Annotated in this window: 25 protein-coding genes; 22 read left to right on the plus strand and 3 right to left on the minus strand. The window is 45.2% G+C overall.

Annotated features, from left to right (window positions below; genetic code table 11):
* Positions 1-9: 9 nt before the first annotated feature.
* From AC1DM9_RS07065 to lipB, 4 genes are all read left to right on the plus strand, one after another.
* Complete coding sequence (locus AC1DM9_RS07065) at positions 10-1,044, plus strand: thiamine pyrophosphate-dependent dehydrogenase E1 component subunit alpha (RefSeq protein ID WP_430057921.1); 1,035 nt, start codon at positions 10-12, stop codon at positions 1,042-1,044.
* Entirely contained in the window at positions 1,044-2,027 is a 984-nt protein-coding gene (locus AC1DM9_RS07070; RefSeq protein WP_076267031.1) for an alpha-ketoacid dehydrogenase subunit beta, read from the plus strand. Before AC1DM9_RS07065 ends, AC1DM9_RS07070 begins: the two co-directional genes overlap by 1 nt.
* Before the next feature lie 110 nt (positions 2,028-2,137).
* A complete protein-coding gene (locus tag AC1DM9_RS07075; RefSeq protein WP_477510523.1) occupies positions 2,138-3,460 on the plus strand; it encodes a dihydrolipoamide acetyltransferase family protein in 1,323 nt (440 codons plus the stop codon).
* A 17-nt stretch (positions 3,461-3,477) separates the two neighbouring features.
* Positions 3,478-4,185 carry a lipoyl(octanoyl) transferase LipB gene (gene lipB, locus AC1DM9_RS07080; RefSeq protein WP_339203337.1) on the plus strand — a complete coding sequence of 236 codons (708 nt, stop codon included), beginning with the start codon at positions 3,478-3,480 and terminating at the stop codon, positions 4,183-4,185.
* Here lipB and prli42 read toward each other — a convergent pair.
* Positions 4,171-4,272 carry a stressosome-associated protein Prli42 gene (gene prli42, locus AC1DM9_RS07085; RefSeq protein ID WP_161807522.1) on the minus strand — a complete coding sequence of 34 codons (102 nt, stop codon included), beginning with the start codon at positions 4,270-4,272 and terminating at the stop codon, positions 4,171-4,173. The two genes, lipB and prli42, sit on opposite strands and share 15 nt — an antisense overlap.
* Before the next feature lie 96 nt (positions 4,273-4,368).
* Between prli42 and AC1DM9_RS07090 the strand changes: the two genes are divergently transcribed.
* Positions 4,369-5,502 carry a M20/M25/M40 family metallo-hydrolase gene (locus AC1DM9_RS07090; RefSeq protein WP_477510524.1) on the plus strand — a complete coding sequence of 378 codons (1,134 nt, stop codon included), beginning with the start codon at positions 4,369-4,371 and terminating at the stop codon, positions 5,500-5,502.
* A 137-nt stretch (positions 5,503-5,639) separates the two neighbouring features.
* Here AC1DM9_RS07090 and mciZ read toward each other — a convergent pair whose 3' ends face one another.
* Entirely contained in the window at positions 5,640-5,804 is a 165-nt protein-coding gene (gene mciZ / locus AC1DM9_RS07095) for a Z-ring formation inhibitor MciZ (RefSeq protein ID WP_339203333.1), read from the minus strand.
* A gap of 90 nt (positions 5,805-5,894) precedes the next feature.
* Here mciZ and AC1DM9_RS07100 point away from each other — a divergent pair, with 90 nt between their 5' ends.
* The 3 genes from AC1DM9_RS07100 to fur all read left to right on the plus strand — a co-directional run bounded on the left by AC1DM9_RS07100 (position 5,895) and on the right by fur (position 9,637).
* The gene (locus tag AC1DM9_RS07100) at positions 5,895-6,464 is read left to right on the plus strand and encodes an NUDIX hydrolase (RefSeq protein WP_430058061.1); all 570 of its coding nucleotides are present in this window, start codon (positions 5,895-5,897) and stop codon (positions 6,462-6,464) included.
* A gap of 1,986 nt (positions 6,465-8,450) precedes the next feature.
* Positions 8,451-9,071, plus strand: coding sequence for a stage II sporulation protein M (gene spoIIM / locus AC1DM9_RS07105; protein WP_339203331.1), 621 nt, complete (start codon positions 8,451-8,453; stop codon positions 9,069-9,071).
* Between the two features lie 92 nt (positions 9,072-9,163).
* Positions 9,164-9,637, plus strand: coding sequence for a ferric iron uptake transcriptional regulator (gene fur, locus AC1DM9_RS07110; protein WP_339203330.1), 474 nt, complete (start codon positions 9,164-9,166; stop codon positions 9,635-9,637).
* 50 nt (positions 9,638-9,687) lie between these two features.
* Here fur and AC1DM9_RS07115 read toward each other — a convergent pair whose 3' ends face one another.
* Complete coding sequence (locus AC1DM9_RS07115; RefSeq protein WP_477579205.1) at positions 9,688-10,632, minus strand: S8 family peptidase; 945 nt, start codon at positions 10,630-10,632, stop codon at positions 9,688-9,690.
* Between the two features lie 463 nt (positions 10,633-11,095).
* On the opposite strand from AC1DM9_RS07115, the gene ald reads away from it, so the two are divergent.
* The 14 genes from ald (at position 11,096) to AC1DM9_RS07185 (ending at position 23,664) form a co-directional block, all read left to right on the plus strand.
* Positions 11,096-12,241, plus strand: a complete 1,146-nt coding sequence (gene ald, locus AC1DM9_RS07120; RefSeq protein ID WP_477579207.1) for an alanine dehydrogenase — start codon at positions 11,096-11,098, stop codon at positions 12,239-12,241.
* Positions 12,242-12,321: 80 nt separating this feature from the next.
* The gene (locus AC1DM9_RS07125) at positions 12,322-12,555 is read left to right on the plus strand and encodes a DUF4227 family protein (protein WP_054024318.1); all 234 of its coding nucleotides are present in this window, start codon (positions 12,322-12,324) and stop codon (positions 12,553-12,555) included.
* Positions 12,556-12,669: 114 nt separating this feature from the next.
* Positions 12,670-13,560: a site-specific tyrosine recombinase XerD gene (gene xerD, locus AC1DM9_RS07130; RefSeq protein ID WP_441883516.1), complete on the plus strand. Its 891-nt coding sequence runs from the start codon at positions 12,670-12,672 to the stop codon at positions 13,558-13,560.
* A gap of 49 nt (positions 13,561-13,609) precedes the next feature.
* Positions 13,610-14,803: a phosphopentomutase gene (gene deoB / locus AC1DM9_RS07135; RefSeq protein WP_477579209.1), complete on the plus strand. Its 1,194-nt coding sequence runs from the start codon at positions 13,610-13,612 to the stop codon at positions 14,801-14,803.
* A gap of 56 nt (positions 14,804-14,859) precedes the next feature.
* Positions 14,860-15,699, plus strand: a complete 840-nt coding sequence (locus AC1DM9_RS07140; RefSeq protein WP_076271395.1) for a purine-nucleoside phosphorylase — start codon at positions 14,860-14,862, stop codon at positions 15,697-15,699.
* Between the two features lie 109 nt (positions 15,700-15,808).
* Entirely contained in the window at positions 15,809-15,967 is a 159-nt protein-coding gene (locus AC1DM9_RS07145) for an aspartyl-phosphate phosphatase Spo0E family protein (RefSeq protein WP_083682665.1), read from the plus strand.
* A gap of 36 nt (positions 15,968-16,003) precedes the next feature.
* On the plus strand, positions 16,004-17,335 hold the full coding sequence (locus AC1DM9_RS07150; protein ID WP_477579211.1) for a pyrimidine-nucleoside phosphorylase: 1,332 nt from the start codon (positions 16,004-16,006) through the stop codon (positions 17,333-17,335).
* 359 nt (positions 17,336-17,694) lie between these two features.
* Complete coding sequence (locus AC1DM9_RS07155) at positions 17,695-18,888, plus strand: D-alanyl-D-alanine carboxypeptidase family protein (protein ID WP_441883519.1); 1,194 nt, start codon at positions 17,695-17,697, stop codon at positions 18,886-18,888.
* A gap of 345 nt (positions 18,889-19,233) precedes the next feature.
* Positions 19,234-19,587, plus strand: a complete 354-nt coding sequence (spoIIAA, locus tag AC1DM9_RS07160; protein WP_076271393.1) for an anti-sigma F factor antagonist — start codon at positions 19,234-19,236, stop codon at positions 19,585-19,587.
* Entirely contained in the window at positions 19,584-20,030 is a 447-nt protein-coding gene (gene spoIIAB / locus AC1DM9_RS07165) for an anti-sigma F factor (protein WP_076271392.1), read from the plus strand. Before spoIIAA ends, spoIIAB begins: the two co-directional genes overlap by 4 nt.
* Before the next feature lie 19 nt (positions 20,031-20,049).
* Positions 20,050-20,805: an RNA polymerase sporulation sigma factor SigF gene (sigF, locus tag AC1DM9_RS07170; protein ID WP_054024324.1), complete on the plus strand. Its 756-nt coding sequence runs from the start codon at positions 20,050-20,052 to the stop codon at positions 20,803-20,805.
* 115 nt (positions 20,806-20,920) lie between these two features.
* Positions 20,921-21,571, plus strand: a complete 651-nt coding sequence (locus AC1DM9_RS07175) for a stage V sporulation protein AA (protein ID WP_441883338.1) — start codon at positions 20,921-20,923, stop codon at positions 21,569-21,571.
* A complete protein-coding gene (locus AC1DM9_RS07180; protein ID WP_076271390.1) occupies positions 21,564-21,992 on the plus strand; it encodes a stage V sporulation protein AB in 429 nt (142 codons plus the stop codon). The genes AC1DM9_RS07175 and AC1DM9_RS07180 overlap by 8 nt, the downstream gene beginning before the upstream one ends.
* Positions 21,993-22,017: 25 nt before the next feature.
* Positions 22,018-23,664 carry a spore germination protein gene (locus AC1DM9_RS07185; protein WP_441883340.1) on the plus strand — a complete coding sequence of 549 codons (1,647 nt, stop codon included), beginning with the start codon at positions 22,018-22,020 and terminating at the stop codon, positions 23,662-23,664.
* Positions 23,665-23,724: the final 60 nt, after the last annotated feature.

Here is a 23,724-nt window from a genome sequence, read left to right on the forward strand (position 1 = left end):
GAACACCTTATGACCCAATCTGCTTCTACTGGGCAAAATGTTCGTCATTTGGAATTAGGGCTTAGCGATGAGCAAGCAATTGATATGTACGCAACGATGGTGACTGCTCGCAAGTTTGATGAGCGTATGCTGCTGCTGCAGCGTGCAGGGAAAATCAATTTTCACGTATCAGGTGTAGGACAAGAGGTAGCACAAGTTGCTGCGGCGTATGCACTTAATCGAGAAACAGATTATTTTTTACCTTATTATCGGGACTATGGCTTCGTGCTCTCTGTTGGTATGACACTGCGTGATTTGTTGCTGTCGGTTTTCGCCAAAGCGGAAGATCCAAATAGCGGCGGACGCCAGATGCCTGGCCACTTTGGCTCGAAGAAACTGCGAATCGTCACGGGCTCAAGTCCAGTAACAACGCAGGTTCCTCATGCAGTAGGCATAGCGCTCGCGGCAAAAATGAAAAACAAGCCTCTTGTTAGCTTTGTTACATTTGGTGAAGGTTCGAGCAATCAAGGCGATTTCCATGAGGGCTGCAACTTTGCTGGAGTACATAAGCTGCCTGTTATTTTCATGTGCGAAAATAACCAATATGCAATTTCAGTTCCGATTCACAAGCAATTAGCAGGTACAGTTGCCGATCGTGCACTTGGTTATGGCTTCCCTGGATATCAGGTTGACGGTAACGATGCACTTGAGATGTACCGTGTTGTGAAGGAGGCGCGTGAGCGCGCAATTGCAGGCGAAGGTCCAACATTGATTGAAGCAATGATGTACCGTATTTCACCACACTCTACTTCAGATAACGATCTCGCTTATCGTACGAAGGAAGAAGTTGATTCCAACCGTGCGAAAGATGGCATCCCAAAATATAAGCAATATCTGATTGATTGCGAGATATGGTCCGAGGAGCTTGAAACAGAGCTTCAAGCCAAAATTCGCAAGATGCTTGACGAGGCTACTGAATATGGCGATAAAGCGCCGTTCCCGACGCCGGAATCTACATTGCTGCACGTGTATGCGGATGATGCTGATCAAGGAGGTACGGAATAATGGCAGTTATTGAATATATTGATGCAATTCGCCAAGGGATGAAGGAAGAAATGGAACGAGACGAAGATGTCTTCGTTCTGGGTGAGGATGTTGGTCTCAAAGGCGGCGTCTTTACAACGACCAAAGGATTGCTGGAGCAATTTGGCGAGGATCGTGTACTTGATACTCCGCTTGCAGAGTCAGCCATTGCAGGTGTTGCAATCGGCGCAGCGATGTATGGCATGAAGCCCATTGCTGAAATGCAGTATTCAGATTTTATGTTTCCGGCTACCAATCAAATTATTAGCGAAGCGGCCAAAATCCGTTATCGCTCGAACAATGATTGGACTTGCCCGCTCGTAATTCGCGCTCCTATTGGCGGCGGTGTTTTTGGAGGACTGTACCATTCACAATGTACGGAGTCGGTATTTTTCGGTACACCTGGTCTGAAAATTGTTGCTCCATACCGTGCATACGATGCGAAAGGGCTTCTAAAAGCAGCTGTGCGTGATCCGGACCCTGTATTGTTTTTTGAGAATAAAAAATGCTACAAGCTCATTATGGATGAAGTTCCAGAAGAGGACTATATTGTTCCTATTGGCAAAGCGAATGTTCTTCGCGAAGGCGATGACATTACGGTTATCGGTTATAGTCTGCCTCTTCATTTTGTGGAGCAGGCGGCAGCAGATCTAGCGACGGAGGGCATTAGCGCTCATATTCTCGATCTACGGACGCTTCAGCCTCTGGACAAAGAAGGCATTCTTGAAGCGGTGAGAAAAACAGGCAAGGTGCTTATTATCCATGAGGACAATAAGACTGGCGGCGTAGGTGCTGAGGTTTCAGCGATCATCGCAGAAGAGCTGCTTTATGAGCTTGATGCTCCGATTATGAGACTATGTGGACCAGACGTGCCAGCGATGCCTATCAACCCGCCGGGCGAGAAGTTTTTTATGCTCAACAAAGATAAAGTTAAAGAAGCAATGCGACAGCTAGCGCTTTATTAAAATATAAGAAGTCTAAAGTACTAAGCTTATATGTCACCGCGAAACGTATGCTGCGCCGCCGAAGGACGGCGGTAGCCGTTTACGCCTCGGCCAGTAGGGAGATGTGAATTATGAAAACTATGACGGAAATCGTCGTGCCTCAACTAGCAGAATCACTTGTATCAGCTACCATCGATAAATGGCTGAAGCAGCCTGGCGATTGGGTTGATGTTTACGAGCCTGTCTGCGAGATTATTACAGATAAAGTGAATGCTGAACTGCCTTCCACTGTAGCCGGCAAGCTTGTTCGTATCCTTGTTGGCAAGGGGGAGACCGTTCCAGTCGGCACTCCAATCTGCATAATTGAAACAGAAGGTTCTGCTGAGGATGCCGGAATCGGGGCTGCGGAATCCCAGACGGCTGCACCAAAAGAGGCAACTGCCACACAAGTAAGTGAAATAGATTTGCAAGACGCTCCAATGCGCAATCGTTTCTCACCGGCTGTACAGCAGCTGGCAGCTGAACACTCTATTCGTCTTACTGATGTTCCAGGAACCGGTTTAGGCGGACGTATCACACGTAAAGACGTTCTTGCTTATGTAGCAGCTGGTGGCAATCAAGCCTCTAGCGGGAATGCTGCTGTGCCTGCAGCCCGAACTGTAGATGCTGCTGCGCAGGTTCGTTCTTCTGGTCTGCATTTGACGGAAACGCCAAGGTTCCCAAAAATCGAAGTGGAAGGAGCATCGGGAGCTGGTCGTGGTGATAGCTTCATTGATGTAACGCCAATTCGGAATACGATTGCTCGCAACATGAGACAAAGCGTAAGTGAAATACCGCATGCATGGACTATGATTGAAGTAGATGTAACGAATCTTGTTCTTCTGCGCAATAAGCTTAAGGATGATTTCATGAAGCGCGAAGGCATTAATTTAACGTATTTGGCATTCCTGCTCAAAGCTGTCGTTAATGCAATCAAAGATGTGCCAATCATGAATTCCATGTGGGCTGTTGATAAAATCATTGTGAAGCGGGATATCAACATCGCACTGGCGGTTGGTACAGAGGATTCTGTCCTTACACCTGTTATCAAGAATGCTGATCACAAAAACGTAGCCGGTCTTGCGAAAGAAATTGAAGAGCTTGCTCGTAAAACGAGAGAAGGTAAACTGACGCTGTCTGATATGCAGGGCGGAACGTTTACTGTTAACAATACAGGTTCCTTCGGTTCCATTTTGTCATATCCGATTATTAACTATCCGCAGGCTGCCATTCTAACGTTTGAATCCATTGTGAAGCGTCCCGTTGTCATAAATGATATGATCGCTGTTCGTTCAATGGCTAACTTATGTTTGTCACTTGATCATCGGATTTTGGACGGCGTTATTTGTGGTCGTTTCTTACAGCGTGTGAAGGATAATCTAGAGAGCTTTAATCTAGAAAGCAAATTGTATTAGAAAAGGGGAGCACGATCATGGCTGAAGCGGATAACGCAAAAAGCTTGAGACGGCTGGATGCCCAATATATAGGCATGCTCGATTACGCGGAAGCGTGGGAGCTGCAAAAAACATATATAAAGCAAATTGATAAGGAGGAGCGCAATCAGTCGCTGCTCCTTCTTCAGCATCCGCCTACGTATACGATGGGTTCTGACAAACATCCTGAGCACCTTCTGCTTGATGAGGCAGAGCTTAAGGAACGAGGTATCGCTTTTTATCAAATCGACCGTGGCGGGGATATTACTTATCATGGCCCTGGCCAGCTGGTCGGCTATCCACTTCTTTATCTAGATGCAGTAGGTCTTAATTTGCATGCCTATTTGCGGAGCCTTGAGCAAGTCATTATTAATTGGCTGAGCGAGTATGGTATAGAAGCGGGCAGAAAGCCGGAATATACAGGAGTATGGGTCGGTGATCTGAAAATAGCGGCCATAGGCGTAAAATTTAATAAAGCCCGCCATCAGCGGGGCTTTATTACGAGTCATGGATTCGCTCTTAATATTAAATCTGGCATTGCCGAAGAAGGATTTAGCGGGATTATTCCTTGCGGCATCCAACAATTCGGCGTAACATCCTTTAATGATTTAACAGGGCTTGATTTATCGGTTGAGGAAGCGGCGAACCAATTGCTCCCTCATTTTGTGAAAGAATTCAGATGTGAATTGGATCTAGTAAAGAAATAGTGATCCAAGACCAGCTAGCAAGGATGATAAAACTAATGCCGATACGAGAACGATGGCAACAATTCGAATCAATCGCTGTCTGCGCATATGAAAAACCCCTTTCTTGATTTGGAACGTCATAGCTTGCTATGAGCTTGTCATTTACTCTATTGTATACGAAAGTTATGGACGGAGGAAACGTTAATGATTACAAAAGATCGTTTAGTGAATGAATTTATGGAATTGGTGAAGATAGATAGTGAAACAAAACACGAGCAGGAAATAAGCCGTGTGCTAAAGCAAAAGTTCGAAGCGCTTGGCTTGCAAATTAGCGAAGATGATGCAGCAGCTAAGACCGGGCATGGCGCAGGGAATCTATTTGCAATATGGGAAGCAGAGGGAGCATCAGCATCAGCACCAACGATTTTTTTTACATGCCATATGGACACAGTAACACCTGGTGTTGGCATCAAGCCGCAGCTTGACGCTGATGGTTATATAAGAAGTGATGGAACAACGATTCTGGGCGCTGACGATAAAGCAGGCATTTCTGCCATTTTTGAAGCAATCCGTGTCGTTAAGGAGCAGTCCATTCCGCATGGGCGTATTCAATTCGTCATTACGGTAGGAGAAGAATCAGGTCTACTTGGCGCACGCTCACTGGATGCATCGAAGCTGGAAGCTAAGTTTGGATACGCGCTTGATTCGAATGGTGCCGTTGGTGATATAGCAGTAGCAGCGCCGACACAAGCGAAAGTTACGATCAAAATGTATGGTCGTTCAGCACATGCTGGCGTTAATCCTGAGGATGGGATCAGTGCCATTCAAGTTGCTGCAAAAGCAATTGCAAGAATGCCGCTTGGACGTATAGATAAAGAAACAACGGCGAATATCGGCCGATTCGAAGGCGGCGGCGCTACAAATATTGTGTGTGATTTTGTGACGCTGTATGCTGAGGCGAGAAGCATTGTACAGCATAAGCTGGACAATCAGATTGTTGCGATGCGAAAAGCGGTTGAGAGTGCTGCAGAAGAGTTTGGTGCACGGGGAGAGCTTGAAAGTGAAATCATTTATCCTGCTTATCAATACGATGATGCAGATCCAGTAGTACAGCTCGCCAAAAAAGCAATCACAGCAATCGGCCGTACGCCGCGTACATTCCATTCTGGCGGGGGAAGCGATGCAAATATTTTTAATGGATTAGGCATTCCTACAGTCAATCTAGCTGTTGGCTATGAGCATATTCATACGACGAAAGAACAGATCAAGGTTGATGATTTGGTGAAAACGACTGAGCTTGTCGTTGAAATTATTAAACAAGCGTCTGAAGCACAATAGTTTTAGCGGAGGTCTTAAGAAGCAATAGCTTGCTTGGCCTTTCCGTAAAATGACAGAAAGCCCTTCGATCCTGCGGCTCAGTTTTGGCTGATCGCGGAAGGAGGGTTTTTGTCTAAGTGCATGCGTCCGTGACATGATTAATTCGTTTTTTCCAAAGGAACACGGCGTACGCTGATGACATTGGTATATTCGGACATGGGTGTTCTTGATAAGGATGAAGCAGAAAGCTTGCGGAGCTGATGTTTTATTTCCCAGCCTTTTCCTACTAAGCGCAAGTGATTGAGTGCAACATATTGTTTCATATTAATCTCCCCTGTCGATTTGATATAATGATAGTTATGCAGAGGCAGGACAAGTTATGCGAAAGTATCAAATTCAATTTTAAGGAGCGAATACGAGTGGAAGAGCAGCAAAGAGCTGAGTTGTGGCGTGAGGAAACGATTAAGACAGAGCCTATTTTTGAAGGTAAAATGATTACGCTGCAGGTTGATACCGTCACGCTTGCAGACGGCAGAACAGCAACTAGAGAAATCGTCAAACACCCGGGAGCAGCAGCAGTTATGGCGCTTTTGGATGGAAAGCTGCTTGTAGTGGAGCAATTTCGCAAGCCGCTGGAAAAATTCCAAATCGAGATTCCTGCTGGCAAGCTTGATCCAGGCGAAGACCCGATGACAGCAGCAGCTCGTGAGCTTGAAGAAGAGACGGGTTACCGCTCTGATGATTTGACTCTCCTAAGCGCTTTCTATACATCACCAGGGTTTGCAGATGAGAAGCTATATATTTATTTCACTGATAAAGTGGAGCAGGGCGTAATCAATCCTGACGACGATGAAGACTTGAAGGTCGAAGCCATCACTCTCGAGCAAGCTGAAGCCTATATCCAAGAAGGCCGTATTAGCGACGCCAAAACGATCCTAGCCGTCTACGCTTGGAAACTATACACTTTGACAGGTCGGTTCTAACCGACCCTGTCTTCCCACAACATACCCGTCATACCTCTCTCAAACCCCTCATATAATGAAAAGTAAGACAACCCCTTGGGTAATTTTGTGATTTTTTAAATTTATAGGAATGTAGAGTTGTGTAACCGTAGAGATGTACATTCGTGGAGCTGTAGAGAAGCAGAGATGCAGATCTTTAGAACAGTAGAGCTATGGAACTCTGGAAATCTGGAACGGTAGATCTATAGAGCTATAGAGCAGTGAATCTCTGGAGTTCCGGGACGTTAGATTTGTGGATTGTAGATCTTTAAATCTTTAAATTTGTACAATTGTAACTCTGTAAACTCTAGAACTGCAGAACTCTAAAACTCTAGAACTCAAGAACTCAAGAACTCAAGAACTCAAGAACTCAAGAACTCAAGAACTCAAGAACTCAAGAACTCAAGAACTCAAGAACTCAAGAACTCAAGAACTCAAGAACTCAACAACTCAACAACTCAACAACTCAACAACTCAACAACTCAACAACTCTAGAACTCTAGAACTCTATAACTTTAGAATTTTAGAACTGTAGAACTGCAGAACTGCAGAACTGCAGAACTCTAGAACCGTAAGCTGTATATTTCTAATTTTGCTTATTGTTTTTTTGTATTTAACTGCTCTTATATTTTTTTTTGAGTGTTAGTTTTTTGGTTTGCGGTGGTTCATTTACTTTTGGGGACGCACTTCTCGTATTTAGCCCTGCAAGGTTCATTGTGTATATCAAGGCTGCTTTTGCGTCGTGAAATGCGCTCTTAACGGACATGAAAGCCGTTATATGTAAAGAAATCTACTAAAACAAACTACTAACGGACATGAGTTCCGTTATTTGGATGAAAAGGAGCATAATCGAAGCTTTCAAACCTAAATAAGAGATCCTATGTCCGTAAGATCAGAAAAAAGGTGAAAAATAGCTAAATAGGGTATCTAATGTCCGTTAGCATCTAGAGCGGTGGATTTTTATTGTTTTAAACTAATCTATTCATTGATCGATCTCAATTTCTAGAAGCATAAATTTATATTGTTATAATCAGCGCAAATTATAAAAAAACACCCAAAATTGAAACTTGGTTTTCAATAATATTGAAATTCCTTTAAATTTTCTACTATATGGCTATATGTTTGTAACTAAACTAAATAACTAACTAATGAAACTGACAATCTCCAAGTGTGTCTAGTAAGGACGAAAGCGCTCTAACTTAAATCATATGTTCCATCACAGAGTATCGCCAACGTTTGTCGAGTTACTGGTGACCTGCGGGTGCAACCTGAAGCTCTTCCCTGGAAGGGTGTGTTTGTAAGGGTTCTAACTAAAATCTAAAAAAAAAGTATGCGACAAATCATTGCTACTAAACTTTTTAAAGGTTCTAAAGGTTACGAAGCAGCTCAAAACGAGAATTGAGCAGCATGCAATGCAATCACAAGCTTCTAGCGTGTCCTGCAGGGACGAAAGCGCTCAACTGTAAACCAAGCATACCCACTCAGATTATCGCTAACGTTAGTCAAATTGCGGGGTTCCAGAGGGTGCAACCCTTGGGGCCCTCCCTTGGAAGGGAGGGTTTGGGTGGGTTCGAAAGCATTTAACTTAAAAAGCTAATGCTAAAAAGTCATTACTGCTTTTCTTTAAAATAATTTTAAAAAGATTTTAAAAGGATTTAAAAGTTGTTAGAAGGCATTAAAAGTTTTGAAATAGCTCAAAACGAGAATTGAGCAGCATGCAATGCAATCACAAGCTTCCAGCGTGTCCCGCAGGGACGAAAGCGCTCCACTGTAAACCAAGCATACCCACTCAGAGTATCGCCAACGTTAGTCGAATTGCAGGTGTCCAGAGGGTGCAACCCTTGGAGCCCTCCCTTGGAAGGGAGGGTTTGGGTGGGTTCGAAAAACTTTTGAGTAAGTAGCAGTCTAACTAAAAGTAAGGCCCTAATCTTAGGGCGGGGTCAAACAACTCCGAAAGGTCCGGTGACCATGGCCAAAAATCAATTGTCGTTATACGTTTTTGTGTCGGTACTTTTTATCGTAGGTGTCATCTTCGGCGCATTGATGGTCAATGCACTGACGTTGGAGCAGCAGCAGGATCTAGCTCAAGATGTAGATCAATATGTTCAACTGATCAATCAGGGCATCGGTTCTGGAGCTGCGGATTCGTTTTGGGATCGGTTTTTTTTCCATAGCAAGTGGCTGCTTGTACTATGGCTGCTCGGAATTACGGTGATTGGCATACCGGGAGTGCTTGCGCTTAATTTCTTGAAAGGGGCATTAGTTGGGTTTTCGGTAGGGACGCTGATCAATCAATATGCGTGGAAGGGAGTACTGTTTTCGCTGGTCTCCATCGCGCCACAGAATATTATTGCAATACCGGCAATGGTTATCATGAGTGCTGCTGCAATATCCTTCTCCATGTTCGTTATCAAAAATAGGCTCCTCCGGCAAAAGGGGGAACTTGCGCCTGAGCTGGGCTCGTTTACATCAACAGCTGTGCTGATGCTATTTCTTTTTGCAGGAGCAGCTTTGTTAGAGGCTTATATTTCACCAACATTAATCAGTTGGGTTTCGCCCCTTCTCGCGTCCGTTAGCGCCACAATCTGACACCAAAATGTTTGACTTTACGGCATGTTAGCCCCTATAATGAGAGGAAACCTTTCCTGAAAAAGGCGCAGTCATGTGGTAGGGGGGAAATCATGGAAGCCCGGATTGATAAGATTAAACAACAGTTGCAGTCGCAGGGCTACAAATTAACCCCGCAGCGCGAAGCAACGGTACGAGTTTTACTTGAAAATGAAGATGACCATCTTAGCGCTGAAGATGTATTTATGCTAGTTAAGGATAAAGCTCCAGAAATCGGACTTGCAACGGTTTATCGGACATTGGAATTGCTTAGTGAAATGCATGTTGTCGAAAAATTGAATTTTGGCGACGGGGTAGCGCGGTACGATCTTCGTACGGACAGCAATAAACATCACCACCATCACCTCATATGTGTACAATGTGGAACTATGGATGAAATCAAGGAAGACTGGCTTTTGCCTTTAGAAGAGAGGCTAGAGCAGGAATACGGATTTTTTGTGCTCGATCATCGCCTTGATTTTCAAGGCATTTGTCATCGATGCAAAGAGAAAAACGACCTTGCAAACCCAAATGAGAATCAATCATAAACGGCTTGGCTGCCCAGCATAACTGGACGGCAAGCCGTTTTGGCATTCTATTAAGCTTTAAAAATATGATCAAGCTGCATTAATCCAGCACCTTGTGCAAGCGAACTATAATTGTTCAGCTTCAGCGCTTTTTTTTGCAGCCTTGTTTTTACCGCGTAGGGACTAAGTCCAGGTTTTCCTGCAAGCAGCAAGGCTGCTCCGCCTGCAACATGAGGTGAAGCCATACTAGTGCCGGAGAGCTTTTCGTATTTACCGCCAAGCCATGTGGATAATATATTTTCGCCGGGGGCTGAAACGGAGATCCCGCTGCCTCTGCTGCTGAAAGTAGCTATTTTATTTGCTTTTGTCGTAGCCGCTACCGCTATCGTCTCTTTAAAAGATGCCGGTTCATCAATTGCTCCGTTTGAACGACCTTCATTGCCGGCTGATGCAACGATGACGATGCCTTGCTTCGCTGCTCGTTTTATTGCGTTGTGCAGCGTATCGCTGCTTTCTGAGCCGAGCACGCCAAAGCTCATATTTATGACATTCATGCGGTTTTTGACACACCAATGGATACCCTCAATAATATCCGAAACAAATCCTTCTCCGTCCTCATTCAGCGCTTTAACTGCATATAAATTCACCTCAGGAGCGGTACCCAATGATTTGCCTGCTCTACCCGTTGCTGCGACGATGCCTGCCACATGGGTGCCATGACCATTATCGTCAGCGTAAGAACCGCCGTTGATTGTGTTAATCCCGCCAGCGATATTCAAGTCGGGATGATTGGCGATTCCTGTGTCGAGGATAGCGACATTAATGGATTTTCCCCGTGTTCTAGCCCATGCTTCGGGTGCTTTTACTCGAATAACATTCCATGGCAAAATTGCGGGTATTGTAGCTGGCGTGAGCAGGGGCATTGCATATCTGTGTTTCCTAGTATTATTATTGCGAAGGCCGTGAGCGCGGATTTTGAAATCTTTTTCGACAAGCTTAACTTGTGGAAGATTCAAGAGTGACTGTAAAGACGAGTTTTTATGAAAATGACAACCGATGATTCGGCTTTTTGAGACGGTTTTGAACGGGGTAATTCCGAGTTGTTTGAGATGCCGAAGACAGCGTTTATAGGATTTAGCTGATTGGAGTGTTATTAGCTTCCGATTGGTGTTTTGTGACGATTTACAAGAAATACAGGTTTTAAATATACCTTTTAATTTTGACAATGGACCTAGAACCCCCTAATCAAGCAATTCCTTTTTCAGTCTATGGGATAGGACGTATTTCGGTATGGGTACTTGTCACTCTGACACATATTTTTCGAAATATAACAAAGTATAGAAATGAAGCTTATGTTCTACATATATTTTGCTGTGAAGTTCACGGAAAGGACGATCATTCCATGCCGAACTCTCATACAACATAGAAAGCGGTTATTTAAGCATCAACAAACACAAAGCTTTAGAGGAGGAAATGGGCATGATTGTAGGCGTACCAAAAGAAATTAAACAAAGCGAGTACCGTGTTGCCTTAACTCCCGCTGGCGTTACGATGTTGTCAGGAGCTGGGCATAAAGTGCTTGTAGAAACAGGAGCGGGCAGCGGCAGTGGTTTTGAAGACAGCGTTTACGAGCGTGAAGGTGCTGAGATCGTTGCGACCGCAGCAGAGGTATGGACGCGTGCGGAAATGATTATGAAGGTGAAAGAGCCTCTTTCAGAGGAGTTCGGTTATTTTCGCGAAGGCTTGTTGCTGTTTACGTACTTGCATTTGGCCGCCGCCCCTGATTTGACGAAAGCGCTAGTCGACAGTGGAGTGACGGGTATCGCTTATGAGACGATACAACTTGCAAACGGCAGCCTGCCGCTGCTTACGCCGATGAGTGAAGTGGCAGGCAGAATGTCAGTGCAGGTAGGTGCGCAGTTTTTAGAAGCGTTTAACGGTGGAAGAGGGGTGCTGCTCGGCGGGGTTCCAGGCGTTCCACCAGCAGAGGTCGTCATTATTGGTGGCGGAATCGTAGGGACAAATGCGGCGAAAATTGCACTGGGGATGGGTGCAAATGTAGTTATTTTGGAGAAAAGTGCCGATCGTATGAGATATTTGGATGATATTTTTGGCGGAAGAATTCATACGCTGATGTCGAGTCCGTATCATATTGCAGAAGCTGTTGCAAAAGCAGATTTGCTTATAGGGGCAGTTCTTATTCCAGGTGCACGCGCACCACATTTGGTAACAGAACCGATGGTACAAAGTATGAAAAAAGGTGCAGTAATCGTCGATGTAGCAGTCGACCAAGGCGGATCGATTGCAACGGTAGACCGGCCGACAACGCATAAAGATCCAATCTATATGAAGCACGGGGTCGTTCATTATGCCGTTGCTAATATACCAGGCGCAGTGCCGCGGACGTCGACTATCGCTTTAACGAACGTAACGAGCTCCTATGCGCTTGATTTGGCGAATAATGGCATGAACGCTGTTCAAAAAAGCTTGCCGCTGCAAAAAGGCGTGAATACTCATGCAGGTAAAGTAACGTATAAGCCGGTTGCTACAGCGACCAATCAGCCTTATGTGCCATTAGAAAATTTGTTGAATAACGTTCCTTACGAGCAATTGAAGGATGATTGACATAATAGAACCTGCCTCCTCATATGGTGATACGGATGGACAAGTGACAACGTATCGGCTAATGAAGGAGGCTGGTTTACATGGTTTTCTCGATACGGAGATGGACGAGCCGTATTTTCTTTATTTTTGTTTTTGTAGTTTTGCTTTTTGTCGTCACAGGGGGCTATCGCTGGCTTGCCGACGCGATTTCACCTATCCATCCTTATCGTGAGCCTAAAGGGCATGCCATGAAGGTTTTTGTGACGGACCCTAATTCTCCAGACAGTAAAGATGCTGCCGATCGGCTTCGCTGGTTTTATTGGTATGGAGAGTAAAGGATTGTTAAGGTTGTGCAGATAAACGATCTCAAGCAGGATTAATAGAGTCGAATGTTGAATATTTTTGTAGAAAAGCATGTTAGAATGTTGTCTTATGTGAAAGGAAGTCCAATGAAGGCTCATTTAAATCGCTACATTCAACATTTGCAGGTAGAACGAGGTTTGTCAGCAAATACGCTTTCTTCATATGAGCGGGATTTGAATCAATTTATAGCTTATATTGACCAGCTAGGCTTGACCGAGCTTACTGCTGTGAAGCGGCATCACATGTCGAGGTATATGCTCCACTTGAAGGAACAGGGCAGGAAAGCCGCTACGTTATCCAGGCACATCGTGTCAGTACGAGCATTTTTTCATTTTCTTCTCGCAGAGGACGTTATTCAAAGCAATCCGTCTATCTATATGGAGGCCCCAAAGCAGGAGAAGAAGCCGCCAAGCATATTAAGCGTCTCTGTGACGAATAAGCTGCTTGAGACGCCGAATTGCTCAAGTGCAGCCGGCAAACGTGACAAAGCCATGCTGGAGCTCATTTATGCAACAGGAATAAGAGTGTCAGAGCTTGTCTCGCTTAATATTGAGCATGTTAATATGCAGCTAGAATTTATTCAATGTATGGGTACAGGCCAAAAGGAACGGCTTGTTCCTTTCGGGAAATTAGCTTCGGAGGCAATTGTAGACTATTTGCAATATGGCCGTGATGAATTGCTGACAGAAAGAGCGTCTGAATCGGCTTTGTTTCTAAATCATTTAGGAACACGTTTGACAAGACAAGGATTTTGGAAGACGATAAAGAAGTACGCGAAGGAAGCTGGGATTGAAGAAGAGATTACGCCACATACGCTTAGACATTCCGTAGCAGCACATTTACTCGATAACGGAGCGGATATTCGTTCTGTTCAGGAACTGCTAGGACATGCGGATATATCATCTACGCTCAAGTATACCCAAGTGTCCAAAGAGCGAATGAAAGAAGTTTATTCTCGAGCTCATCCGCGTGCTTAATAATGGTCGACATCGATAAATCCCAATTACAGAGGAGGTAGTCATACATATGAGATTTGATCGAATAACAGTAATCGTATTGGATAGCGTTGGAATAGGTGAACTGCCAGATGCTGAGGCATTCGGTGATCTTGGCTCACATACGCTAGGCCATATCATAGAAAAAGCACCTTCAACGCAGCTTCCGAATCTTAGAAGGTGGGGGCTTGATCGAATAGCGAGCATCCATGATTGGAGTCCATCTGCAGAAGCTCCCGCAGCATATTATGGTAAAATGGCTGAGGTGTCCGTGGGCAAGGATACGATGACTGGTCACTGGGAGCTTATGGGGCTAGAAATGACAGTGCCATTTCAAACGTTTCCGGACGGTTTTCCTCCTGAGCTGCTTACTCCTTTCGAGGAGCGAACAGGCCGTAAAGTCATTGGAAACAAACCAGCAAGCGGTACAGACATACTCGATGAGCTGGGTGCCGAGCAAATGGAAACTGGCGCATGGATTGTATATACATCAGCTGATAGTGTATTTCAAATTGCTGCGCATGAAGACATCATTCCGCTCGAGGAGCTCTACCGCGCTTGTGAAATAGCAAGAGAGCTGACAATGGACGAGCGCTTCACAGTAGGGCGCGTCATCGCAAGACCTTATATTGGCGAGCCAGGCGCTTTTAAACGAACGCCTAATCGTCATGATTACGCGGTGAAGCCTCCACAGCCAACAGTATTGAATGCGTTGAAGGACGCTGGTTTCGATTCCATTGCAATTGGGAAAATCAATGATATTTTTGACGGAGAAGGCATTACAGCTTCTACTCCGACAAAAAGCAATGCGGACGGCATCGACAAAACGATCGAACAACTGAAGCAGCCTTTTAAAGGTCTTCTGTTCACGAACCTTGTAGATTTCGACTCGCTTTATGGCCATCGCCGCGATCCAATTGGCTACGCCTCCGCTTTGGAAGAGTTCGACGTAGCAATTCCTTTGCTTGAGAAACAACTTGGCGAGCGAGACTTGCTTATCGTGACAGCGGACCATGGCAATGACCCCGTACATCCAGGTACAGACCATACTCGTGAATACGTACCAATATTGCTCATGAGTCCTGCTTTTAACGAGCCAGGGCCTCTCCAAGTACGTTCTACGTTCTCTGATCTTGGAGCAACAATAGCCGATAATTTTGGTGTTACAGCACCACCTAACGGAATCAGCTTCCTGTCTGAGCTTATTACACGGGAACAAAAATAATTTTTTTTCAATTGGGTACAAATCGTTTTATGAACATACTTTTAGGAGGAAATAGAATGACAACAATTACTTCGGCAGGACTAACAGCAGCAAACATTAAGGAAGCAGCACAATATATCGAGGCTCAAACAGAGCAAAGACCGGAAATTGGTTTGATTATGGGTTCGGGACTTGGCGTGCTTGGAGACTATTTGGAAAATGCGATTACGATTCAATATCATGATATTCCTCATTTCCCGATTTCTACTGTTGAAGGACATGCGGGCGAGCTGCTCATTGGTACACTTTCGGGCAGAACGGTGTTGCTGATGCGCGGTCGTTTTCATATGTATGAAGGTTATGGTCCGGAACTAACGGCATTTCCTGTACGTGTCATGAAGGCGCTAGGTGTGAAGACATTGCTTGTTACCAATGCAGCTGGCGGTGTCAATATGGATTATGAAGCAGGCAACCTAATGTTGATTTCAGACCATTTGAATATGACTGGCAAAAATCCGTTAATAGGACCAAACGACAACGAGCTTGGCGTAAGGTTCCCAGATATGTCGGAGGCATACAGCAAGCGTTTGCGCGCTGTTGCAAGAGATATTGCAAAAGAGCAAGGCTTTACACTTCGTGAAGGTGTGTATGCAGGTTTGCTTGGACCAACTTATGAGACACCAGCAGAAATTCGAATGCTGCGGGTTCTTGGAGCTGATGCTGTCGGAATGTCGACTGTTGCCGAAGTCATTGCAGCACGTCATTCAGAGATTGAGGTCATCGGAATATCGTGTATTAGCAATATGGCAGCGGGTATTTTGGATCAACCGCTGTCGCATGGAGAAGTTATGGAAACGACTGAACGTGTCAAGTCCCAATTTTTGGGTCTAGTTAATGCATTGATTGCGAAAATGTAACAAATTCGTAACACAATTGTAATATATTCGTCGACTCAATATGACAGTGTTTTTTTTACGTTTCGTCGTATAATGTCCATGATCAAAGAAAGATGGAGTGGACAATGACATGGACAAGCAAGTTCTCACGCAGATGGAGCAGTTGCGTAAAAAAATGATAGAAGCAGCTCTATTGAACGAAAGCCTTCAGCACTTGGACGTGCTTGTACTAAGCCAGACTTTAGATGAAATTATTGTCCAGGTGCAGAGGGAACGACGCGCTTTATAACGGATCAACAACGTAATGGCGAATGGAGAGGGACAAATGCGGTCGGTAGATCTTATACAGAAGAAAAGAGATGGCGGCGAGCTGACCGCTTCGGAGTTAACTTTTTTAATTGATGGTTATTCTCGTGGCGATATCCCGGATTATCAGCTGTCAGCATGGGCGATGGCTGTTTTTTTTCAAGGGATGACGCCTAGAGAAACAGCAGCTTTAACGCTTGCAATGGCTAATTCAGGCGATCAGGTCGATCTTGGTCCTATTAGCGGAATTAAAGTCGATAAACATAGCACAGGAGGCGTGGGGGATAAAACAACTTTGATCCTTGCGCCATTAGTCGCATCCGTAGGCATTCCTGTTGCCAAAATGTCCGGTCGAGGCTTAGGCCACACTGGCGGCACGATTGATAAGCTGGAATCCATTGAAGGCTTTCGTACGGAGCTCTCACGCGAGAAATTTATGACACAGGTGAACGATATTGGTTTATCCGTCATAGGGCAGAGCGGAAATCTTGCCCCAGCGGATAAGAAGCTATATGCTCTTCGTGATGTTACCGCTACAGTAGAGTCCATCCCACTTATCGCAAGCTCAGTAATGAGCAAAAAAATTGCTGCAGGCGCTAATGCCATCGTGCTTGATGTCAAAACAGGCAGTGGAGCATTTATGAAAACGCTAGAGCATTCTGAGCAATTAGCGCAAGCGATGGTAGATATCGGAACAGAAGTCGGACGCAATACGGCTGCTGTTATAAGTGATATGGATCAGCCGCTTGGCTTTGCGATCGGAAATGCTTTAGAAGTACAAGAATCAATTGAAACGCTCAAAGGAAATGGCCCTGAGGATCTTACAGAGCTTTGTTTAACGCTTGGGGCACATATGGTTATCTTAGGCGGGAAATCCGATTCTGTGGAGTCTGCGAAGCAGCTGCTGCGTGATCAGATCGCAAGCGGAGCAGCTTTAGATAAGTTCAAAGCATTTATTACTGCACAGGGTGGGGACGCTTCAATTGTTGATGATCCAACGAAGCTTTCGCAAGCGCCTTTCATTGTAGAAGTGAAAGCTTCGGACTCTGGTTTTGTCAACGCGATTGAAGCCGAACAGCTGGGGATAGCCGCTATGCTGCTTGGTGCAGGAAGGGCGACATACGACGCTTCAATTGATTACGCCGTTGGAGTCACGCTTCGCAAGAAGTTTGGAGATCCTGTAAATGCTGGTGATACGCTTGCCCTGCTTCATGTCCGTGAATCAAATGAATCCACACTTGCAGTTGCTGAGCGAGTAAAGCAAGCATATACGATATCTTCGGAGAAGCCGCTGTCTCGTCCATTGCTATTATCCGTAATAACAGCAGAAGGCATTACTAGGTATAATTAAATATTTTATTATGAAATCCGCTCCGCAATTTGGGGGCGGATTTTTTTGCGTTTCAATTAACTCTAGCTGATGGAATAATTTCCAACTTAAGAGTCAACACTAAAAAGAGAAATATAAGCGAATTGCGCAGCTTAGAACACTTACGAAGTAAGTTTTGCATCTCAAAACTAAGCGAATGCTTACGAAGCGAGTTTTGCTTCACAAAACTAAGCGGGTGCTTATGAAGCAAGTTTTGCTTCTCAAAACTAAGCAAATGCTTACGAAGCGAGTTTTGCTTCACAAAACTAAGCGGATGCTTACGAAGCGAGTTTTGCTTCACAAAACTTGAACAGGAGGAGATTTAGTTGGTAAATCGTACTATGAAGCTCTGTATAATCATTCTTGCATTCGCGCTTGTGCTGCCGACAGCCGCTTTTGCTGCTGTGGAGCCAACACCAGCTCCCGGTCCGACCCCTGCGCCGCAAAGTCAGGCCTCTAACGCTAATTTAGCACCTTCAGCTCGTTCTGCCATCCTTATGGATGCGGATAGCGGGACGGTTATTTACGAAAAAAATAGCCATGATAAGCTACCGCCTGCAAGTATCACCAAAATAATGACGCTGCTGCTTATTATGGAGGCACTTGATGACGGCAAGATTAAACTTACAGACAAGGTACAAACGAGCGAATACGCAGCTTCTATGGGCGGCTCTCAAATCTTTCTTGAGCCGGGAGAAGAAATGACCGTAGACGATATGATTAAGGGCATAGCGCTCGCATCAGGCAATGATGCATCCGTCGCTATGGCTGAGAAGCTTGCGGGTACAGAGCAGCAATTCGTAACGATGATGAATGAACGGGCCCAGCAGCTTGGCATGAACGATACACAGTTTTCTAACCCAAACGGCCTGCCTGTAGCCAATCATTTCTCATCGGCGCATGATATTGCGGTGATGTCGCGGGAGTTGTTAAAGCATTCGGAAGTAACCAAATATACAGGGCTTTATCAGGATTATTTAAGGAAGACGTCCGCGAAGCCTTTCTGGCTCGTAAATACGAATAAGCTAGTACGTTTTTATAGTGGCGCTGATGGTTTGAAGACTGGCTTCACAAGTGAAGCCAAATATTGCCTCTCGGCTACAGCTAGGCGTGATGACATGCGGGTCATTGCTGTTGTAATGGGAGAGCCGGATACGAAAACCAGAAATGCTGAAGTTTCGCAAATGTTCGATTACACGTTCGCGCAGTATATGAATCACTCGATTATTAAAGAAGGCGAATCGATGGGGACGCTGAAAATCGAGAAGGGCACTGCCGCAGAACTTCCGCTTGTCGCTAAGCATGCGTACAGCGTTCTGCTTAAAAAGGGCAGTCCAACTAAAGATATCCGTTATGAGCTGAAAATTGCGGGTCCGCTCAAGGCGCCAGTTCAAATCGGTCAACCGATTGGAAAGCTTGTTGTCTATCAAGGCGATCAAGTGCTCAAAGAATTTGATGTGGATGCTCCCTTGTCTATTGAACGGGCAGGCTGGTGGAAATTGTTGAAGCGTTCCTTCTCTGGTCTATTTTCGTAACAAACACATAAACTTTATGTCTGAAAGCGACTCGTTTTTTGTCAGCTGTTAGCGGTATGCTTCTAGTTTTGTCGGCATGCAGGAATCGTGAAGCATTTTGGAGAATTGCTAGTTCTATCTCGGCAAGTGTAAACGGCTGAACCTGACTCACCGCAGATCAGTCCACGTTTCACGGTGAAAGGTTAGGAGAGGTATAGGTAGGACCTATTCTTTCTTAATAGATAAGCAGGTATATCGTTTTCTTATACTTGCCTTATGGTTCACCGTCAAAGCTGCTTTAGCGTCCGAAAGACGCCAAAGACGTTTGCTTGTGTTTGAAAAAACCTAGAGGAGATGAACAGCATAATGAGTCTGCAAGCAGAATTGGAGCAATACCGCAATGTGCTGATCGTAAGGCTTCGGGGCGAGTTGGATCATCATACTGCCGATGTCGTACGCTTTAAGATGGAAGAGGCTCTACTTCGCGGTAACAGCGAGCATGTCATTCTTAGCTTGAAGGAGCTGCAGTTCATGGACAGCTCCGGTCTAGGCGTCATATTGGGCCGATACAAGCAGGTGAAGAGCAAGGGTGGAAAAATGGTCGTCTGCGATGTGAATCCGAATGTTCATCGCCTATTCGAAATGTCGGGTCTGTTCAAAATTCTGACGATTCATGAAAACGAACGTACCGCAATTTCTAGTTTGGAGGTGGTGTCATGAACGGTTCCAATGAAATGACGCTTTCCTTCAGCGCCCGATCGGAAAACGAAGCCTTTGCACGAATCGCGGTAGCGGCATTTGTGTCACAGCTGGATCCGACGCTCGAGGAGCTGAATGATTTGAAAACGGCTGTGTCCGAGGCTGTAACGAATGCGATTATACATGGCTACGAGAACGATCCTACTTGTCAGGTCAAAATAGAGGCAAGAATTGAAGGAGATTCGGTTTCCTTAACGGTGTCGGATAACGGTCGCGGAATTGAAGATTTAGAGCTTGCTCGTCAACCGCTTTATACGTCGAAGCCTGAGCTTGAGCGCTCTGGAATGGGCTTCACGATTATGGAAAACTTTATGGATCGTTTTGAGGTTTCAAGTCAGGTAGACGGCGGCACACGCGTAGCAATGCTTAAACGAATTGAATCGAAAAAAGCGCTCTACAATTAGCGTATAGGGGTTGAACCTCATGGATGTCAATCTAAAGCAGACGGCCCAGCCATACTTGGATGACGCGGAAGTGAAGCGGCTTATTGCGTTAAGTCAGTCCGGCGATACGCTTGCAAGAGATACACTCGTACAGTGTAATATTCGGCTAGTTTGGTCAGTCGTGCAGCGGTTCATCAATCGTGGTTATGAGCCCGATGATTTGTTCCAAATCGGCTGCATAGGATTGCTTAAATCAGTAGACAAATTTGATTTGTCTTATGATGTTAAGTTTTCAACTTATGCAGTTCCCATGATCATTGGGGAAATTCAGCGATTTTTACGCGATGATGGTACGTTGAAAGTTAGCAGATCCCTCAAGGAAACCGCCAACAAGGTGCGCAAAATGAAGGATGAGCTTTCCAAAACGTTAGGTCGATTGCCCACCATTAGCGAGGTTGCGGAGCGGCTGGGCATTACCCCAGAGGATGTTGTATTCGCTCAAGAAGCGAATAAACCGCCAACTTCGATACACGAAACTGTGTTTGAAAATGATGGGGACCCTATCACGCTGATGGATCAAATAGCCGATGAATCTCAGGATCGGTGGTTTGACAAGCTTGCGCTTGTGGAAGCCATCGAAGGTCTAAGCGAGCGTGAACGATTGATTGTATATTTGCGGTATTACCGTGACAAAACGCAATCCGAAGTAGCGAGCAGGCTTGGTATATCACAAGTACAGGTATCACGGCTTGAGAAAAAAATATTGCAGTCCATCCGAGACCAAATCGCCCTTTAAGGCGGTTTGGTTTTTTTCTATTTTTTACCTCAATTTGCATGAGTATCCGAATCGTCCTTTTATCATACTAAAAGGGAAACATACACCAACGTATCAGCAGAAGGGAAGTTGACAAATGGCAAAACCAAACCATTCGGTCCTCTATCTGCGTCTGAAAAAACGGATATACATGAAACCGAATCAACGCGTTTCCTTAGGCCAAGCAGCGAGGCTGCTCGCAAAGGATGACTTGCTTGAGAACCGCTTGAAGGGGCTTGTTCTTTACGAGCACAAGAAGGCGGATGGCAATCGCGTCGTTATAGACTTGCTTCAAATCGTCAAAGCGATAAGAGAGCTTGAGCCGGATTTAACTGTAGAAGCCTACGGTGACCCTCAAGTGCTCGTTATGGTGGCGGAGAAGCCAGTAAAACCGCGTATTGCAGTGCTTATTTTTTCGTGGCTGCTGCTGTTCTTTGGAGCGGGCCTTGCGATTATGAATTTTCATACGGATGTCAGTATGAAGGAGGTTCATATCCGAATTGTCGAGCTGATAACGGGGAAGCGCACGGAGCATCCGCTATGGTTTCAAATCCCTTATTCTCTGGGCATTGGACTTGGGATGGTATTGTTTTTCAACCATTTATTCCGTAAACGATTCAATGAGGAGCCTAACCCGCTTGAGGTTGAGCTCTATATGTATCAAGAAAATGTAAATGCCTATGTCATCGCCGACGAAATGCGTAAAAAATCGGATTACGATCAAACGCAGGGGGACAAGCATGATTAGTGCTGCTGCTAATATTTTTATTGCTCTGCTAGGCTTGGCAGGGGGTCTTGCTGTAGGCAGCGGGTTGGTAGCATTGCTAATTGTCCTTGATCTCATTCCGCGGCTCGCTCAAGTTGCTAATGCTTACCGGATGTCAGTGTGGTTTGAGACCGCCGTCATATCCGGTTCGCTGTACTGGACCTTTGCTGATTTTATGAGCTGGAAACTTTCGCTGCCTTCGGGTCTATTTTTAAGTGCGACAGGACTGATTGATGGCATGTTTGTGGGGATGCTCGCAGCAGCCTTGACTGAGGTAATGAATGTGCTCCCGATTTTGGCCAAAAGAATGAATTTATCTGCTTATATGGTCAGTCTCGTCATGGCAATGGTTCTAGGCAAAACGTTGGGCTCATTATTCGATTGGTTAGTATTTCAATGGTGATACAGTAAGGATGGGGTGAGCTAACATGAATGACAATGAAAATTTTCATGACAACGATAATGAACAAAATGGAAGACCTCCGTTTCTAGAAGTCAATGAGGATCAACAGAAAGAGGAATCGGGAGTTGCTCGAAACAAAACATCATTCGGTAGTGGAAATAAAAAAAACAATGTCAGCACAGCTGTTTCCAATAAGAACGGCAATAAGGACATAACTCCGATTCCGAGCGATTTGGATGAAGTTCTGATGAGATTGGAAAATGAGATTGGTTATAAAGTAAGCTTCGACGTTGTTGTGAGAGAGATGACGTTTGGCGAGAAGCGCACAGCAATGTTGTCGTTGAACGGTTTGGTTAAGGATACGCTGCTGTCAGATGTGCTCAAGCGATTAACGTATCTCCAACCCGAGGATTTATCTGCGGATGCCTTTCATTCTTTCCTTGATTTATATGTTCCTGCGGCGCAGGTCATAAAGGAAGACGATTGGAATAACATGCTGACGTGCGTGTTATCCGGTGTAACCGCATTGTTTATTGATGGTGAATCCAGTGTTCTCATGATTGATGCGAAGGCTTTCCCCGCAAGAGGACCAGAGGAGCCTTCGCTTGAGAAGGTTGTACGCGGCAGCAGAGATGGCTTCGTAGAAACGTTGATGGTCAACATTTCACTTGTTCGCAGACGGCTGCGTGATCCCCAGCTTCGATATGAAATTGTGCGGGTGGGCGATCGGACACAAACGGACGTTTGTATTGCTTATATCGACGATATTGTGGACAAGGAGCTGCTTAAGTCCGTCAAAGACAAAATCGCTATGGTTAAAATAGACGGCTTGCCGCTTGCGGACAAGCAACTGGAGGAGTCCACTGTAAAAAGGGGCTGGAATCCCTTCCCACTTGTTCGATATTCAGAGAGACCCGATACGGTAGCAGCACATCTGCTGGAGGGTGCTGTAGCTGTATTCGTTGATACTTCGCCAAGTGTTATGACGCTGCCGACTACTTATACCGATCTAATGCAGCATGCAGAGGAAAATCGACAAACACCATTTATTGGCACCTATCTGCGATGGGTGAGATTTATAGGTATTTTGGCATCGTTGTTCATGCTGCCGTTATGGCTGCTGTTCGTCATGCATCCGGAAATGAAGCCTGTTGCTCTTGAGTTTATTGGTCCGAGTAAGACCGGCAAACTGCCATTAGTCGTACAATTTCTGTTAGCTGAGATAGGCGTGGATTTGCTGCGTATGGCTTCTGTTCATACGCCAACATCTCTCGCAACGGCTATGTCGTTAGTTGCTGCGATTCTCATTGGTGATATTGCAGTTAAGACCGGCGTCTTTGTAAATGAAGTTATTTTGTATATGGCGATTTCAGCGATTGGGATGTTCGCAACACCAAGTTATGAGCTTGGACTTGCGAATCGAATCGTAAGGCTCGTGTTAATCATATCGGTGGCCGCCTTCAGTGTGCCGGGTTTCGTCATTGCGACGACGGCTATTTTGCTAATGCTGATCAAAGAGCGCTCATTCAACCGTCCGTATATGTGGCCGATTATACCGTTTGATATGCACGCCCTTTGGAGCATTATCATCCGTCAGCCAGTCCTGTACAACCGGCAGCGCCCAAATATTTTGCGGCCTCAGCAGAGCGATAAGATGCCAAATACAGAGTAGATTCATAAAATGCAAATGAAATGTGGATTTATCCATTTCGTAGTCCGGGTAGATTGCGTT

The organism is Paenibacillus sp. 01T431 (assembly GCF_056398625.1).

What these genes read in the sequence shown, in the direction of transcription:
- AC1DM9_RS07065 (WP_430057921.1), top strand. Translation starts at nt 10, where the DNA reads ATGACCCAATCTGCTTCTACTGGGCAAAATGTTCGTCATTTGGAATTA.
- AC1DM9_RS07070 (WP_076267031.1), top strand. Translation starts at nt 1,044, where the DNA reads ATGGCAGTTATTGAATATATTGATGCAATTCGCCAAGGGATGAAGGAA.
- AC1DM9_RS07075 (WP_477510523.1), top strand. Translation starts at nt 2,138, where the DNA reads ATGAAAACTATGACGGAAATCGTCGTGCCTCAACTAGCAGAATCACTT.
- lipB (WP_339203337.1), top strand. Translation starts at nt 3,478, where the DNA reads ATGGCTGAAGCGGATAACGCAAAAAGCTTGAGACGGCTGGATGCCCAA.
- prli42 (WP_161807522.1), bottom strand. Translation starts at nt 4,272, where the DNA reads ATGCGCAGACAGCGATTGATTCGAATTGTTGCCATCGTTCTCGTATCG.
- AC1DM9_RS07090 (WP_477510524.1), top strand. Translation starts at nt 4,369, where the DNA reads ATGATTACAAAAGATCGTTTAGTGAATGAATTTATGGAATTGGTGAAG.
- mciZ (WP_339203333.1), bottom strand. Translation starts at nt 5,804, where the DNA reads ATGAAACAATATGTTGCACTCAATCACTTGCGCTTAGTAGGAAAAGGC.
- spoIIM (WP_339203331.1), top strand. Translation starts at nt 8,451, where the DNA reads ATGGCCAAAAATCAATTGTCGTTATACGTTTTTGTGTCGGTACTTTTT.
- fur (WP_339203330.1), top strand. Translation starts at nt 9,164, where the DNA reads ATGGAAGCCCGGATTGATAAGATTAAACAACAGTTGCAGTCGCAGGGC.
- ald (WP_477579207.1), top strand. Translation starts at nt 11,096, where the DNA reads ATGATTGTAGGCGTACCAAAAGAAATTAAACAAAGCGAGTACCGTGTT.
- AC1DM9_RS07125 (WP_054024318.1), top strand. Translation starts at nt 12,322, where the DNA reads ATGGTTTTCTCGATACGGAGATGGACGAGCCGTATTTTCTTTATTTTT.
- xerD (WP_441883516.1), top strand. Translation starts at nt 12,670, where the DNA reads ATGAAGGCTCATTTAAATCGCTACATTCAACATTTGCAGGTAGAACGA.
- deoB (WP_477579209.1), top strand. Translation starts at nt 13,610, where the DNA reads ATGAGATTTGATCGAATAACAGTAATCGTATTGGATAGCGTTGGAATA.
- AC1DM9_RS07140 (WP_076271395.1), top strand. Translation starts at nt 14,860, where the DNA reads ATGACAACAATTACTTCGGCAGGACTAACAGCAGCAAACATTAAGGAA.
- AC1DM9_RS07145 (WP_083682665.1), top strand. Translation starts at nt 15,809, where the DNA reads ATGGACAAGCAAGTTCTCACGCAGATGGAGCAGTTGCGTAAAAAAATG.
- AC1DM9_RS07150 (WP_477579211.1), top strand. Translation starts at nt 16,004, where the DNA reads ATGCGGTCGGTAGATCTTATACAGAAGAAAAGAGATGGCGGCGAGCTG.
- AC1DM9_RS07155 (WP_441883519.1), top strand. Translation starts at nt 17,695, where the DNA reads ATGAAGCTCTGTATAATCATTCTTGCATTCGCGCTTGTGCTGCCGACA.
- spoIIAA (WP_076271393.1), top strand. Translation starts at nt 19,234, where the DNA reads ATGAGTCTGCAAGCAGAATTGGAGCAATACCGCAATGTGCTGATCGTA.
- spoIIAB (WP_076271392.1), top strand. Translation starts at nt 19,584, where the DNA reads ATGAACGGTTCCAATGAAATGACGCTTTCCTTCAGCGCCCGATCGGAA.
- sigF (WP_054024324.1), top strand. Translation starts at nt 20,050, where the DNA reads ATGGATGTCAATCTAAAGCAGACGGCCCAGCCATACTTGGATGACGCG.
- AC1DM9_RS07175 (WP_441883338.1), top strand. Translation starts at nt 20,921, where the DNA reads ATGGCAAAACCAAACCATTCGGTCCTCTATCTGCGTCTGAAAAAACGG.
- AC1DM9_RS07180 (WP_076271390.1), top strand. Translation starts at nt 21,564, where the DNA reads ATGATTAGTGCTGCTGCTAATATTTTTATTGCTCTGCTAGGCTTGGCA.
- AC1DM9_RS07185 (WP_441883340.1), top strand. Translation starts at nt 22,018, where the DNA reads ATGAATGACAATGAAAATTTTCATGACAACGATAATGAACAAAATGGA.